The organism is Halomonas kalidii (assembly GCF_030010475.1).
Taxonomy (GTDB): Bacteria; Pseudomonadota; Gammaproteobacteria; order Pseudomonadales; family Halomonadaceae; genus Halomonas; species Halomonas heilongjiangensis.
In genome coordinates this window covers 24,250-39,129 of record NZ_JASCQN010000030.1, presented here as the reverse complement: position 1 = coordinate 39,129, position 14,880 = coordinate 24,250, and the positions used below count along the sequence as shown (strand labels likewise).

14 protein-coding genes are annotated in these 14,880 nt (G+C 70.4%); 13 read left to right on the top strand and 1 reads right to left on the bottom strand.

The features are described 5' to 3' along the window. Window positions 1-2: 2 nt before the first annotated feature. The 3 genes from QLQ85_RS07890 to QLQ85_RS07880 all read left to right on the top strand — a co-directional run bounded on the left by QLQ85_RS07890 (window position 3) and on the right by QLQ85_RS07880 (window position 3,627). Entirely contained in the window at window positions 3-953 is a 951-nt protein-coding gene (locus QLQ85_RS07890; RefSeq protein WP_282738490.1) for a DUF58 domain-containing protein, read from the top strand. Beyond that, window positions 953-3,067 (top strand): DUF3488 and transglutaminase-like domain-containing protein, encoded by a 2,115-nt coding sequence (locus QLQ85_RS07885; RefSeq protein ID WP_282738489.1) that lies wholly within the window; start codon window positions 953-955, stop codon window positions 3,065-3,067. Before QLQ85_RS07890 ends, QLQ85_RS07885 begins: the two co-directional genes overlap by 1 nt. 74 nt (window positions 3,068-3,141) lie before the next feature. Continuing rightward, window positions 3,142-3,627 carry a glutathione peroxidase gene (locus tag QLQ85_RS07880; protein WP_282738488.1) on the top strand — a complete coding sequence of 162 codons (486 nt, stop codon included), beginning with the start codon at window positions 3,142-3,144 and terminating at the stop codon, window positions 3,625-3,627. 11 nt (window positions 3,628-3,638) lie between these two features. Here QLQ85_RS07880 and QLQ85_RS07875 read toward each other — a convergent pair whose 3' ends face one another. Beyond that, window positions 3,639-4,025 (bottom strand): DUF7079 family protein, encoded by a 387-nt coding sequence (locus QLQ85_RS07875; RefSeq protein ID WP_282722816.1) that lies wholly within the window; start codon window positions 4,023-4,025, stop codon window positions 3,639-3,641. A gap of 169 nt (window positions 4,026-4,194) precedes the next feature. On the opposite strand from QLQ85_RS07875, the gene fabV reads away from it, so the two are divergent. From fabV to astB, 10 genes are all read left to right on the top strand, one after another. Beyond that, window positions 4,195-5,406 (top strand): enoyl-ACP reductase FabV, encoded by a 1,212-nt coding sequence (fabV, locus tag QLQ85_RS07870; RefSeq protein ID WP_282738487.1) that lies wholly within the window; start codon window positions 4,195-4,197, stop codon window positions 5,404-5,406. 77 nt (window positions 5,407-5,483) lie between these two features. After that, window positions 5,484-5,699, top strand: coding sequence for a hypothetical protein (locus QLQ85_RS07865; protein WP_282722819.1), 216 nt, complete (start codon window positions 5,484-5,486; stop codon window positions 5,697-5,699). A 122-nt stretch (window positions 5,700-5,821) separates the two neighbouring features. Beyond that, complete coding sequence (locus QLQ85_RS07860) at window positions 5,822-6,799, top strand: GlxA family transcriptional regulator (protein ID WP_282738486.1); 978 nt, start codon at window positions 5,822-5,824, stop codon at window positions 6,797-6,799. Window positions 6,800-6,907: 108 nt separating this feature from the next. Continuing rightward, window positions 6,908-7,465, top strand: coding sequence for an isochorismatase family protein (locus tag QLQ85_RS07855; protein ID WP_407650367.1), 558 nt, complete (start codon window positions 6,908-6,910; stop codon window positions 7,463-7,465). Beyond that, a complete protein-coding gene (locus QLQ85_RS07850; RefSeq protein WP_282738484.1) occupies window positions 7,449-8,420 on the top strand; it encodes a GlxA family transcriptional regulator in 972 nt (323 codons plus the stop codon). Before QLQ85_RS07855 ends, QLQ85_RS07850 begins: the two co-directional genes overlap by 17 nt. Before the next feature lie 193 nt (window positions 8,421-8,613). Further along, window positions 8,614-9,828, top strand: coding sequence for an aspartate aminotransferase family protein (locus QLQ85_RS07845; protein WP_282738483.1), 1,215 nt, complete (start codon window positions 8,614-8,616; stop codon window positions 9,826-9,828). 50 nt (window positions 9,829-9,878) lie between these two features. Continuing rightward, window positions 9,879-10,952 (top strand): arginine N-succinyltransferase, encoded by a 1,074-nt coding sequence (locus tag QLQ85_RS07840; protein WP_282738482.1) that lies wholly within the window; start codon window positions 9,879-9,881, stop codon window positions 10,950-10,952. Further along, complete coding sequence (astA, locus tag QLQ85_RS07835) at window positions 10,952-11,998, top strand: arginine N-succinyltransferase (protein ID WP_282738481.1); 1,047 nt, start codon at window positions 10,952-10,954, stop codon at window positions 11,996-11,998. Before QLQ85_RS07840 ends, astA begins: the two co-directional genes overlap by 1 nt. Beyond that, window positions 11,998-13,467, top strand: a complete 1,470-nt coding sequence (gene astD, locus QLQ85_RS07830; RefSeq protein ID WP_282738480.1) for a succinylglutamate-semialdehyde dehydrogenase — start codon at window positions 11,998-12,000, stop codon at window positions 13,465-13,467. Before astA ends, astD begins: the two co-directional genes overlap by 1 nt. Next, entirely contained in the window at window positions 13,464-14,813 is a 1,350-nt protein-coding gene (astB, locus tag QLQ85_RS07825; protein ID WP_282738479.1) for an N-succinylarginine dihydrolase, read from the top strand. Before astD ends, astB begins: the two co-directional genes overlap by 4 nt. Window positions 14,814-14,880: the final 67 nt, after the last annotated feature.

Below are 14,880 nucleotides of genomic sequence, written 5' to 3'. Positions count from 1 at the left end.
CCATGCCGGCGTGGGTCGCCTCGAGCTGGCGGGAACGCCTGCGCCGCCGCTGGCTCGGTCGCCTGACGGCACCGCTGGAGGCGCCCCTGCCGCAGAGCCGCCTGTTCCTGCTGCCGACCCGTTTCGGCCTCGGCTGGGCGGGGCTGGTGGTGGTGCTGGTGCTGTTCGGCATCAACTACCAGAACAGCCTGGCCTATGCGCTGGCCTTCTGGCTGTTCGCCCTCGGCGTGGTGACGCTGCTGCGCACCTGGCGCAACCTGCTCGGGGTGAGGGTCGCCCTGCGCCTGCCCCAGGAGGTCTTCGCCGGCAACGAGGCGCGCCTCGGCGTGACCCTGGAGGGAACGCGGCCGCGTACCGCCCTGACGCTGCGGGCCGGCGGGGCATCGGCACGGGCGGACCTGCCCGAGGGCCGGGGCGAGACGACCCTGGCGCTGTCGGCGCCCAGTCGCGGGGTACAGCCGCTTCCGCCGCTGCGCATCGAGAGCCGCTGGCCGCTGGGGCTGGTGCGGGTGATGGCCTGGCTCGAACCGGGCGGCCAACTGCTGGTCTATCCCCGACCGCTCGACGAGGACGAGCCGATGCACCGCCGCGCCGGCGCCGGCCTGGAGGCCGGCGACTTCGCCGGGTTGCGCCGCGCGGTACCCGGCGACAGCCCCGCGCGCCTGGCCTGGAAGCAGTGGAGCCGTACCGGCGTGCTCGCCGCCAAGGTGTTCAGCGTGCCACCGCGCCAGCAGCTGTGGCTCGACTACGACGCCTGCCAGGGCGAGGCCGAGCGACGCCTCTCGGTGCTCTGTGCCCGGGTGCTGGCCCACCACCTGGCCGGTGACCGCTATGGCCTGCGCCTGCCCGGCCTGACCCTGGCCCAGGGCGAGGGGGCTCGCCAGCGGCGGCTGGCCCTCGAGGCGCTGGCGCGCTTCGCTCCGCCGCCGGCGAACCCGGTGGAGGGCACGTGATGCGCCGGCGGCGCCCCGGCCAGGCCCCGGCGGTGCTGGCCGACGGCCGCGCCCTGAGTGCAGCGATGCTGCGCCAGCTGTTCGTCGGCCAGTGCCTGGTACTCGCCCTGCACCTGCCCTGGATGCCGGTCTGGCTGGTGGGGCTCGCCGTGGCGGTGGCCGGCTATCGCCATCTGCAGCTGCGGCGACGCCTGCCGCGGGCCAGCATGCTGCTGCGGCTCACCGCCGTGGGCGGCCTACTGGTGGCACTGTGGCTGGAGTTCGGCACCCTGCACGGCATGGATGGCCTGATCGGCCTGCTGCTCGGGGTCTATCTGCTCAAGTTGCTCGAGACCCACAACCGTCGTGATGCCCGGGTGGTGGTGATGATCGGCATGGTCGTTGCCACCGCGGCCTTCCTGCACGACCAGAGCCTGCCGATGGCCGGCGGCGCCCTGCTGGCGCTGGGCTGGCTGGTACAGTCGCTGGTATGGCTGAGTGGGGCCACCGGGGCCCGCCAGGCCTGGCGGGAGACGGCCTGGTTGCTGGGGCTCTCGGCGCCACTGATGGCGCTGCTGTTCGTCACCTTCCCCCGGGTCGGGCCACTGTGGAGCCTGCCCCAGGTCGACCGGGCCTCCACCGGCCTCACCGACGAGATCGCCCCCGGCGACATCGCCGAGCTGTCGCGCAGCGATGCCCGGGCCTTCCGGGCGCGCTTCGAGGGGCGCGAGCCGTCTCCCTACGAGCGCTACTGGCGGGTCTACACCCTCTCGCACTTCGACGGCGTGCGCTGGTCCCGCGCCGCGCCGCGCGAGCTTGCCGAGGCGCTGGGGCACCCGCTCGACCGCTTCGTGCGGGAGGGACTGCGCTCCCCCTGGCAGGCGAGCGGCGCCCCCCGTTTCACCGCCGAGCTGCTGCTCGAGCCCGACAGTCGGCCCTGGCGACCCTCGCTGGGCACCCCGCTGGCCAGTGACAGCCGGCAGCGCTTCCTCGCCGACGGCACCCTGGAGGGGCTGACGTCGCTGGGCTCGCGTAGCCTGCTGCGCCTGTCGAGCAGCGGCGCGGCCCCTTCGAGCCCCGATCCCGCCGGCCTCGCCTGGCACGCCATGCTGCCGGCGGAGGGCAATCCGCGCACCCGGGAGCTGGCCGAACGCCTCTGGCGCGAGAGCAACGGTGACGCTCGCACCTTCCTCGCCGCGGTGATGGCGCGCTTCGGCGAGGCGCCGTTTCGCTACACGCTTTCCCCGCCCCGGCTGACCTCCGCCGACCGGGTCGACGAGTTCCTGTTCGGGAGCCGCGCCGGCTACTGTACCCACTACGCCTCGGCGATGGCGGTGCTGGCCCGGGCGGCGGGGCTTTCGGCCCGGGTGGTGGCGGGCTTCCTCGGTGGCGAGCGGCACCCGGATGGTCATGTCACGGTGCGCGACTACGACGCCCATGCCTGGGTCGAGGTATGGCTGGACGGGGCCTGGCAGCGCCTGGATCCCACCGCAGCGATCGCCCCGGAGCGCATCGAGGAGGGTCCCCAGGCGATCCGCGACGGCAGGTCGGTGTTCCTGGCCGACGCGCCCTTCTCGGTGCTGCGCCTGCGCGAGCTGGATTGGGTCAACCGCCTGCGCCTGGAGTGGGAGCGCCTGGAGTACCGCTGGCAGCGCGGGGTGATCGGCTATCAGCGAGAGTCACGGCGGGCCCTGATGGCGCGCGTCTCCGAGTGGCTGCGCGGCCTGTGGGCCTGGCTCGTCGAGGTCTCGCCGGGGCGCGGGGCCCTGGTGACCGGGCTGACCCTGCTGGCCGCCCTGGGTAGCCTGGCGGGGGGCGCGTGGCTGCTGTGGCTGGGATGGCGGTACCACCGCCGCGCCCGCGACGAGCGGGGCCTGCTGCTGGCCCTGCAGGCCTGGCTGGCCCGGCGAGGCCTGGGACCGGAACCCGGCGAGTCCCCGGCGGCGCACCTGCGGCGTATCGCGCCACGGGCGGGGCCGGCCGGCCCCGCCCTGGAGGAGAGCGCCCGCCATCTCGAGCGACTCGTCTATGCCCCGGTGGGGAGCGCGGAGCGTCGCGAGCGGCAGCGTCGACTGGCGCGGCGAGTGGCCGAAGCGCGCCGGCGGCTGGGGCGCCGGAAATCCTCTGCCCCATGAGCCGGGACCGTCGAGGCTGGCATGCGGCCGGCGGGCGTGGCATCGTGGACACCATCACCCCTGAAGCTTCGACCATGTCAATTCACGATTACCAATGCCGCAACTATCGCGGCGAGCCCTTCAACCTCGGTGCCCTGCGCGGCCAGGTGCTGCTGATCGTCAACGTGGCCAGTCGCTGCGGCTTCACCCCTCAGTTGCGGGAGCTCGAGCGACTCTACCGCCGCTATCGCGACCGGGGGTTCACCGTGCTGGGCTTTCCCTGCAACCAGTTCGGCCACCAGACACCGGAGTCGGCGCTGGACTTCTGCGCCTTCAGCGAGCGGGAGTACCGGGTCAGCTTTCCGCTGATGGAGAAGGTCAAGGTCAACGGCGCCGACGCCCACCCGCTGTTCGAGGAACTCAAGCGCGAGGCACCTGGTGTGCTGGGCACCACCCTGATCAAGTGGAACTTCACCAAGTTCCTGGTGGGCCGCGACGGCCGGGTGATCCGCCGTTTCTCGCCCCGGGACGGCGAGTTGGAGCTTCGCGAGGCCCTGGAGAAGGCCCTCGATGAGCCCTGACGGTCGTTCGGTCAGGGCATCTCGCCGCGCTCGACCATCAGCCGCACCACCAGCTCGTTCCAGCGGTGACGCGTCATCATCGTGGTGAGCCCGGAGAACAGGGCCCAGCTCTTGCGGCGCCAGCCCGTGAGGCGCAGGTTGTGGGCCACCAACTGCTTCATCAGCTTGTGGTCGTCGAAGTGGCGCCACTCGCCGACCACCGACATCTGGTGGCGTGCCAGCACCGGCGCCAGCTCCAGCCGGAAGATCCACTCCAGCTCGTGCAGCGTCAGTTGGTGACGTTCGATGATCTCGATCATGCGGGCATAGTCGCGTTCGCCGGGCTCGCGTTCGAGCCACAACGGTGCCAGCGTCAGCCACAGCTCGCCGCGCTCGTCGACCAGGGTCTGTGCATCCATCTCGTGCCTCCAGCAAGAGGTCGTGCCCGGGAAGAGCATCCTGCCCCAGCGTTGCGCGCGGCTCAAGGGCGGACAGGATGCGGCGTGGTCGCTAGAATGTGCCCACTGTCACTCCGAATCAACGGGCGAGGCCAGGTGCCATGCCCGACACCCATCAGCGAGGTCTGTCGTGATCATCAAACCCAAGGTTCGCGGTTTCATCTGTACCACCACCCACCCCGTCGGTTGCGAGAAGAACGTGCTCGAGCAGATCGAGGCCACCCGGGCCCGGGGCCTGGACAAGAGTGCCGGGCCGAAGAAGGTGCTGGTGATCGGCGCCTCCAGCGGCTACGGCCTGGCCGCTCGCATCACCGCGGCCTTCGGCTATGGCGCCGACACCCTGGGGGTGTTCTTCGAGAAGCCGGGCAGCGAGAAGAAGCCGGGCACCGCCGGCTGGTACAACGCCGCGGCCTTCGACAAGTTCGCCAAGGCCGAGGGGCTCTACAGCAAATCGATCAACGGCGACGCCTTCTCCCACGAGGCCCGCGACACGGCGATCGAGCTGATCAAGCAGGACCTCGGCCAGGTCGACCTGGTGGTCTACTCGCTGGCCTCGCCGGTGCGCAAGCTCCCCGACTCGGGCGAGCTCAAGCGCTCGAGCCTCAAGCCGATCGGCGAGACCTACCGCGCCACCGCCATCGACACCAACAAGGACATCGTCATCGAGGCCGAGGTCGAGCCGGCCACCGAGCAGGAAATCGAGGACACCAGGGCGGTGATGGGCGGCGAGGACTGGGAACTGTGGATCGATGCCCTGGACAGGGCCGGCGTGCTCGCGCCCGGCGCGCGCAGCGTGGCCTTCAGCTACATCGGCACCGAGATCACCTGGCCGATCTACTGGCACGGTGCCCTGGGCAAGGCCAAGGAGGACCTGGACCGGGCCGCCGGCGAGATCGACGCCAGGCTCAAGGCCAGCGGCGGTGGCGCCAACGTGGCGGTGCTCAAGTCGGTGGTGACCCAGGCCAGCGCCGCCATTCCGGTGATGCCGCTCTACATCGCCATGGTCTACAAGGTGATGAAGGAGCAGGGCCTGCACGAGGGTACCATCGACCAGCTCAACCGCCTGTTCGGCGAGCGGCTCTATTCGCGTGAAGGCCAGGGCGGGGCGTTCATCACCGACGAGGCGGGCCGCCTGCGCCTGGACGACTGGGAGCTGCGCGACGACGTCCAGCAGGCGTGCAAGGCGCTCTGGCCCCGGGTGACCACCGAGAACCTGTTCGAGATAACCGACTATGCTGGTTACAAGCACGAGTTCCTCAAGCTGTTCGGGTTCGAGCGCGACGATGTGGACTATGACGCCGACGTGGACCCGGTGGCGGAATTCGATGTCGTAAACCTGTAGGCGGGCATTCCCGACCCGGCGTCTTCCCGGGCCACGCGCCTGCCACTCATCGACGACGGGATGCGCAGGAGGTCCGTATGGATACCAGGGAAAGCAAGACCCCGGAGGAAGAAAGGAACCACGTGATGGGGCAGCGTACTCCGGAGGACTACGACAACCCCGAGCCGGACGAAGAGCAACCCGAAGCGAAGGCCCCCTCCCACGGGCTTCATCGCGTGTTGCCCATCGTCATCGTCGTTCTCGGCCTGGTGGTGGCGGCGATGCTGATCTTCAGCGGTGGTGTCGGCGACTGACCTCCCGCCACCGGGCCTGCCGGTCCGGTGGCGCCTGATCCCTGGCCCGTTGTGAGGCGGGGCTGTGGTTCGCCCCGGCCTTGGGTAAGATAAGCCTTTGCCCGGCCAAGGCTCCGCTTCGCATGTCCGACTCCGTATCTCCTTCCCGCACGTCGACCCTGACGCGGCATGTCGGTGTCGTGGTGCTGCCCGGCTTCTCGCTGCTGGCCCAGGCCTGTGCCACCGAGCCGCTGGCGGTGGCCAACCAGCTCGCCGGCCGGACCCTCTATCGGCTTACCACCTTCGGCCTCGACGCCCGCCCGGTGACCAGTAGCTCCCAGCAGGCGCTGCTGGCCCAGGAGCGGGCCGGCGAGGCCTTCGTCGGGCTCGACATGCTGCTGGTCTGTGCCACCGGACCGCTGGCGGCGGGGGTGCCCGAGGCCCTCTTCGAGTGGCTGAAACGGCTGGCGACCCGTGGGGTGGTGCTGGGGGGCATCGGCGGCGGGACCGAGGTGCTGGCCCGGGCCGGGGTGCTCGACGGCTACCGAGCCACGCTGCCCTGGCAGCGCTTCGACGCCTTCGCACGGGCCTACCCCCGGGTGAGGCTTTCCCAGCAACTGTTCGAGATCGACCGCGACCGCCTCACCTGCGGTGGCGGCACCGCGGCCATGGACATGATGATGACCCTGATCGGCAGCCAGCAGGGCAGCCAACTGGCCGAGCGGGTCTCGGAGCACTTCGTGCTCGAGCGGGTGCGCATGGGTGACGAACCCCAGCAGGTCTCGCTGCGCTCGCGGCTGGGCCATGCCCCCCAGAGCCTGATCGAGGCGGTAGCCCTGATGGAGGCCAACATCGAGGAGCCGCTCACCACCCATGAGCTCGCCGAGCACCTGGGCATCTCGCGGCGCCAGCTCGAGCGGCTGTTCAAGAAGTACCTGCAGGCGGTGCCGAGCCGGTATTACCTGGGCCTGCGGCTACAGCAGGCGCGCAAGCTGCTGCGCGAGAGCGACCGCCCCGCCGGGGAGATCGCCCTGCAGACCGGTTTCTCCTCGGCGGCGCATTTCTCCACCGCCTACCGCAACCACTTCGGCATGACACCGCGGGAGGAACGGCTGGGGTAACCATAGTGAAATGGCCGAAAATGTCCGATGATGAGCCGCTCGTGGCCTGAGCGGGACGCGCGAAGACCGCTATGCTGGCATGACCATCCCCCACCGGAGACCATGCCGATGAGCAGCGCACTATTGATGATCGACGTCCAGGCGTCCTTCCCCGCCCGCGACTACTGGGATGAGGCCCTGGCAGAGCCGTGGCGCCAGCGGCAGCGCGCCTTGCTGGATAGCGCCCGGGAGGCCGGCATCCCCCTGGTGCGCATCTTCCACGAAGCGCCGGGTAGCGGTACGCCTTTCGATCCCGCGAATGGCCTGATTCATCCGCTCGAGGGATTCGACGATCCGGCTGCGACGACCTTCCACAAGCGCGCTCACAACGCCTTCACCGATACCGAACTGGCAAGCTGGCTGCGCGAGCGCGGCATCGGGCATCTGCTCGTCAGCGGCATCCGTACCGAGCAGTGCTGCGAGACCACCACCCGCGTTGCCTCTGATCTCGGCTTCACGGTGGACTTCGTGAGCGAGGCGACACTGACCTTCCCGATGCACCGCGCCGGTAGGACCTGGAGCGCCGAGGAGATCCGCGCGCGCACCGAGCTGGTGCTGGAGGGACGTTTTGCGCGCATCGTCGACGTCGCCACCCTGGGCGAGGAGTGGCGTGCACGGGTCGCCTGAGGGGCGGCCGATCCGGGTCGGGGTGCTGATGCTCCCCGGCCAGGTGCCGCTCGACCTGGTCGGCCCATTGCAGGTGCTGCACGGTGCCCAGCGGCACTGCGAAGGCATCTCGATCCGCTACTTCGGGCCCTGCGCCTCGCTCGACTGGCTGGGGCCGCTGTCGCTGTCGGGCATCGAGCCCCTGCCTGTGCGAGTCGAGTCGTGGGATCTGTTGCTGGTGCCGGGGCAATATCGTCGCGGCATCGTTCCCGCCTTCCAGCCGGTCTGCGTCGACTGGCTGAGGCGCCAGGCCACCGGCGCCGACACGCTGATGGCCGTGTGCTCGGGGGCGCTGCTGCTGGGTGAGGCGGGGCTGCTCGACGGTCGTCGCTGCACCACCCACCATACCTTGCTGGATCGCCTGCGGGGCGTGGCGCCCGGGGCCCAGGTACAAGGGGACTGTATCTTCATCGAGGATGGCCCCGTGCTGACCAGCGCCGGTATTTCCACCGGCGTTGATACCATGCTGCACTGGGTGACCCGTCGTCTCGGCCATCGTCTGGCACTGGGCGTGGCCCGCGAGATGGTGCTTTACCTGCGGCGCAGCGGCCAGGAACCACAGCTGGCCGGCTGGCTGGAAGGGCGCAACCATGTCGATGAGCGCATGCACCGCCTGCAGGATGCCCTCTGCGAGCGCCTGCGAGAACGCTGGACCCTGGAGGACATGGCCGAGGTGGCGGTGATGAGCGAGCGCCACCTGCGGCGTCGCTTTGTCGAGGTGGCCGGGATGTCGCCGCTGGACTATCTGGCGCGACTGCGCCTGCAATTGGCGCGACAGTTGATCGAGGAGACCCCCTGGAGCCTGGCGCGCATCGCCGAGGAGGTCGGGCTGGGCGGCGACCGGCAACTCAGGCGCGCCTGGAAGCGCTATGCGTCGGGCTCCCCCGGCGAGTGGCGGCGGTCCCGAGCCGACTGAGCGCCACCATCGATTCTTGCCGGCCGGCCACGCTGTCACGGAGAGAGGGGCGCGTGGCGATCGTCGCGCAGGCGGCTCCCCTCGCCGCTGCGTTTTCACAAGTTGGGGTCCCATTGCTGAAAGCTTCCCTCGACGTCGCTCCCTATACTCGAGTCTCATCCAGTGATTCCCGACCGATGGAGTGGAGACCGACATGAGCCAGACCCCGACCCGCGCCGATTTCGACCAGTACATGGTGCCCAACTACGCCCCCCAGAAGGCGATACCGGTGCGCGGCGAGGGGAGCCGCCTGTGGGACCAGGAGGGGCGCGAATACATCGACTTCGCCGGTGGCATCGCCGTCAACTCGCTCGGTCATTGCCATCCGGTGCTGGTCGAGGCCCTCACCGCGCAGGCGAGCCGGCTCTGGCACCTCTCCAACGTCTATACCAACGAGCCGGCGCTGGCCCTGGCGCGCAGCCTGGTCGAGCGCACCTTCGCCGACAAGGTCTACCTCTGCTCGTCCGGCGGCGAGGCCAACGAGGCGGCCCTGAAACTGGCCCGGCGCTGGGCCCATGACCGCCATGGCGAGCACAAGCACCGCATCGTCTCCTTCGCGCAGTCCTTCCACGGTCGCACCTTCTTCACCGTCAGCGTCGGCGGCCAGCCCAAGTACTCCGCCGGCTTCGGCCCGGTGCCGGGCGGCATCGTCCACGGCGAGTACAACAACCTCGACAGCGTGCGCGACCTGATCGACGACGACACCTGCGCGGTGATGGTCGAGCCGATGCAGGGCGAGGGCGGCATCATTCCCGCCACGCCGGAGTTCCTCCAGGGACTGCGCGACCTGTGCGATGCCCACGACGCCCTGCTGATCTTCGACGAGGTGCAGACCGGCGCCGGCCGCACCGGCTCGCTCTACGCCTACCAGCAGTACGGCGTGACGCCGGACATCCTGACCAGCGCCAAGTCGCTGGGGGGCGGCATCCCGGTGGGCGCCATGCTGACCACCGATGCCGTCGCCGGGGTCTTCACTCTGGGCACCCACGGCTCCACCTACGGCGGCAACCCGCTCGCCTCGGCGGTGGCGCTCGCGGCGGTCGAGTTCATCGATACCCCCGAGGTACTGGCGGGCGTGAAGCAGCGCCACGACCTCATCCGCGAGCACCTGGAGGCGATCAACCGCAAGCACGGCGTGTTCCGCGAGGTTCGCGGCATGGGGCTGCTGATCGGCGCCGAGATGGCCACCGACTACGAAGGCCGGGCCAAGGACATCCTGCCGCTGGCCCTCGAGGAGGGGCTGATGGCACTGATCGCCGGGCCCAACGTGCTGCGCCTGGCGCCGTCGCTGGTGATTCCCGAGGCCGACATCGCCGAAGGCATGGCACGCCTCGAGCGGGCCGTGGCGCGGCTGGTGGCGGCGCAGTGAGTCGCAGCTCCGCCATGGTTGACGACGAATCCCGATCCGGAGGCACCGCCATGCTGGTCGTACGCCCCGTCCGCTCGGCGGACCTGCCGGCCCTGGAGCGGCTGGCCGGGACCGCCACCCCGCGGTTGACCAACCTGCCGGCCCATCGCGACCGCCTCGAGGAGCGCATCACCCGCTCCCGCCAGGCCTTCGGCCACGAGGTGGAGTTTCCCGGCGACGAGCACTACACCTTCGTGCTCGAGGACCTGGAGCGCGGCGAGATCGTGGGCACCGCCACCGTGCGTGCCCAGGCCGGCGCCCGCGAGGCCTACTACACCTATCGCCAGGAAACGCTGATCCACGCCTCGCAGCAGCTCGACGTGCGTCGCGAGGTGCAGACCCTGGCGCTCTCCCACGAGGTCTCCGAGGCGAGCCTGCTGTGCGCCCTGTCGCTGGATCCGCGCTACAAGGGGACTAGCGCCGAGAGCCTGCTGCGTCGGGCGCGGCTGATGTTCATCGCCCAGTACCCGGAGCGCTTCGCCGACATCCTGGCGATGGCCTTCCCCGGCTACCTGGACGACGGCGGCGAGTCGCCGTTCTGGAACAGCGTGGGCCGCCACTTCTTCGTCCGCGACTACCAGGAGATCAACTACCTGGCCGGGGTGCGCTCGAAGAGCTTCATCGCCGAGGTGATGCCGCAGTTCCCGCTCTACCTGGCGCTGCTCACCCCCCAGGCCCGGGCCGCCATCGGCCGCGAGCATCCCGACCATGAGGAGGCCCTGGCCGAGATGCTGGCCGAGGGCTTCCTGCGCTCGCGCCACGTGGACATCTTCGACGCCGGCCCGGTGATCAAGGGCGAGCGCGAGCGGCTCGCCAGCTTCCGGCGGGCCGCCTGGCACCCGGTGCGCATCCGCCCGGAGCATGCCCTGCCCGATGCCGAGCCGGCCATGGTCGCCAACCAGCAGCTGGCAGACTTCCGCTGCGTGGTGACGCGCTATGCGCTGTCGCCCACCGGCCAGCTGATGCTCTCGCCCGAGCACGCCGACCTGCTCGGGGTCGAGGAGGGCCGCGCCGTGCTCGCCGCGCCGCTCGCCCTGCCGGGGGCGGAGGAACATGACCCGGGCTACGACGAGGGAGAACTGTGATGCGCATTCGACCCATCGCCGAAGGCGACCTGGACGACCTGCAGGCCCTGGCCCGGGAAACCGGCGTGGGCTTCACCTCGCTGCCCGACAACCGCGACTTCCTGGCCGCCAAGATCGCCCTGGCGGTGAGTGCCTTCGAGGAGCGCACCCCGCAGGACCAGCGGCTCTACTTCTTCGTGCTCGAGGACGAGGACCAGGGCAAGCTGGCCGGCTGCTGTGCCATCGAGGGACAGGTGGGGCGCGAGGTGCCCTTCTATCATTACCGGCTGGGCACCCTGGCCCACTCGTCGGTGCAGCTCGACATGCATCGCACCATCGATACGCTGTTCTTGAGCTCCGACCATACCGGCGATGCCGAGGTCGCCTCGCTGTTCCTGCGCCCGGAGTACCGCGGCGCCGACCGTCGCCACGAGCGCAACGGTGCCCTGCTGTCGATGATGCGCTGGCTGTTCATGGCCGAGTTCCGCGACCGCTTCCCGGACAAGGTGCTGGCGGAGATGCGCGGCGTCTTCGACGAGCACGGCAGGAGCCCCTTCTGGCACTGCCTGGGCAGCCACTTCTTCCCGCTGGACTTCGATGAGGCGGACAAGCTCACGGGGCTGGGGCAGAAGAGCTTCATCGGCGAGCTGATGCCCAAGTTCCCGATCTACACGCCCTTCCTCTCGGACGAGGCGCGGGCCTGCATCGGCCAGGTCCACGAACAGACCCGGCCGGCGCTGGCGATGCTGAAGAAGGAGGGCCTGCGCTGGGAGGGCTATATCGACATCTTCGACGGCGGCCCCACGGTGGAGGCCTACATCGACGACGTGCGCGGCGTGCGCGTGTCGCGCCACTGCCGGGTCGAGGTCAAGGCCGGTGCCGCACCCACCGACGCCCGCCGCCGCTGGCTGGCGGCCACCACCGGCATGGCCGGTTTCCGAGCCGCCTGGGTGGGGCGCGGGCCCGACGCGCATGACGTGCTGACGCTGAGCGAGGAGGAAGCGCGGCGGCTCGAGGTCGCCGCGGGCGATACCCTGCGCATACTGGATACCGAGGAGGAGGCGTGATGAAGGCGAGACGGCAACTGCTGATCGATGGCCACTGGCAGGAGGGAAGCGGCGAGCACTTCGCCAAGCACGACCCGGTGTCCAACGAACGCCTCTGGCAGGGGGCGGCCGCCAGCGAGGGACAGGTCGAGGCGGCGGTGGCCGCGGCACGCCGAGCCTTTCCGGCCTGGGCCCGCACCCCGTTCGCCGAGCGTCAGGCGCTGGTGGAGCGCTTCCGCGGGGTGCTGGAGTCCCACCGCGAGGACCTGGCCACGGCCATCGCCCACGAGACCGGCAAGCCGCTGTGGGAGGCGCGCACCGAGGTGGGGGCGATGATCGGCAAGGTGGCGATCTCTATCCGCGCCTACCAGGAACGCACCGGCGAGCGCCGTCGCGACCTGGGCGATGCGACGGCGGTACTGCGCCATCGCCCCCACGGCGTGATGGCGGTGTTCGGTCCCTACAACTTCCCCGGCCACCTGCCCAACGGCCATATGGTGCCGGCGCTGCTGGCCGGCAACAGCGTGGTGTTCAAGCCCAGCGAGCAGACCCCGCTGACCGCCGATCTCACCCTGCAGTGCTGGCAGGAGGCGGGGCTTCCCGACGGCGTGATCAACCTGGTGCAGGGGGCGGCCGCGACGGGCCAGGCGCTCTCGGCCCACCCCGGCATCGACGGCCTGCTGTTCACCGGCAGCGCCAAGGTGGGCGGGATCCTGCATCGCCAGCTAGCCGGCCAGTTCGACAAGATCCTGGCGCTGGAGATGGGCGGCAACAACCCCCTGGTAGTGAGGGACGTGCCCGACCAGGACGCCGCGGTGCTGACCATCCTGCAGTCGGCCTTCCTCTCCGGCGGCCAGCGCTGCACCTGCGCGCGACGGCTGATCGTGCCCGAGGGGCAGGTCGGCGACCGCCTGCTCGATGCGCTGAGCGACGCCATCTCGCGGCTGCGGGTCGCCGGGCAGTTCGCGGAGCCGGCCCCCTTCTATGGCGGCCTGGTAAGCCCCCGGGCGGCCGACGGCCTGCTCAAGGCCCAGGACGAGCTGGAGGCCCTGGGCGGGGTGGTGCTGTCGCGCATGGAGCGCCTGGAGGAGGGCACCAGCCTGCTCACACCGGCGCTGATCGATGTCACCGGCCTGGCGGTGCCCGACGAGGAGCACTTCGGCCCGCTGCTCAAGGTAACCCGTTACCGGGGCTGGGACGAGGCCATCGCCCTGGCCAACGACACCCGCTACGGCCTCTCCGCCGGCCTGATCGGCGGCGAGCGCGCCGACTGGGACGACTTCCTGCTGCGCATCCGTGCCGGGATCAGCAACTGGAACCGCCAGACCACCGGTGCCTCCGGCGATGCCCCCTTCGGCGGGGTGGGCGACAGCGGCAACCATCGCCCCAGTGCCTTCTATGCCGCCGACTACTGCGCCTATCCGGTGGCCTCCATGGAGAGTGAAGACCTGCATCTACCCGACCAACTGCCCCCGGGAGTGGTGTTATGAACTACCGTGAGGTCAATTTCGACGGCCTGGTGGGGCCGACCCACAACTACTCGGGCCTGGCGCTGGGCAACGTGGCCTCCATGACCCACGAGGGGCTGGTGGCCAATCCCAGGGAGGCCGCCCTGCAGGGGCTGGCCAAGATGAAGTCGCTGATGGACGCCGGCTACGCCCAGGGGGTGCTGCCGCCCCAGCAGCGTCCCGACCTCGGGGCGCTGCGCTCGCTCGGCTTCACCGGCAGTGACACCGAGGTGCTGGCCCGGGCGGCGGGCGAGGCGCCGCAGATCCTGCGCGCGGTCTGTTCGGCCTCGAGCATGTGGACGGCCAATGCCGCCACCGTGACGCCGAGCCTCGACGCCCCGGATGGCCGGGTGCACTTCACCCCGGCCAACCTGCAGTCGAGCTTCCATCGCTTCCTGGAGCCGGCGACCACGGCGCGGGTGCTGGCGGCGATCTTCCGCAGTGATGCCCACTTCGCCCACCACCCGGTGCTGCCGGCGAGCCCGGCCTTCTCCGACGAGGGCGCGGCCAACCACACCCGGCTCTGCGGCGGTCACGGCGAGCCCGGCGTGCACCTGTTCGTCTATGGCCGCGAGGCCTTCGGCTGGGGGGCGGAAGAGAGCGTCGCCCCGAAACGCTTCCCGGCCCGCCAGACCCTCGAGGCGAGCCAGGCGGTGGCCCGCCAGCACGGCCTCGGCGAGTCGCAGACGGTGTTCGCCCAGCAGCACCCCGACGCCATCGATGCCGGGGTCTTCCACAACGACGTCATCGCCGTGGGCAACGGCCCGGTGCTGCTCTACCACGAGATGGCCTTCCTCGACGAACGGGCGACCCTCGACGAGCTGCGCGCCAAGCTCGCCACGCCCTTGATCCCGGTACGGGTGCCGCTGGAGGCGGTGAGCCTCGAGGACGCCGTGGCATCCTACCTGTTCAATTCCCAGCTGCTCTCCAACCCGGACGGCACCATGACCCTGGTGGTGCCCGGCGAGTGCCAGGAGCGCGAGAGCGTCTGGCGGACGATCCAGGATCACCTGCTGGCGGGCAACAACCCGATCGCCGAGGTGGTGGTCAAGGACGTCAAGCAGAGCATGCGCAATGGCGGCGGTCCCGCCTGCCTGCGGCTGCGGGTGGTGCTCGGCGAGGCCGAGCGCGCCGCGCTCTCCGGCCGGGTGTTGCTCGACGAGGCCCTCCATGGTGAGCTCATCGCCTGGGTCGAGCGCCACTATCGCGACCGCCTGGCGCCGGAGGATCTCGCCGATCCGCAGCTCGTCGTGGAGACGCTTGCCGCCCTGGATGAGCTGACGCGGATCCTCGCAATCGGTGCGGTTTATCCCTTCCAGCTGGGCTGACGCCGAGACGGCGTGAGGCCCCGGTCCGCCCTGGTGGCGGGCCGGGGCCTTTCTGTTATCGTGGGCC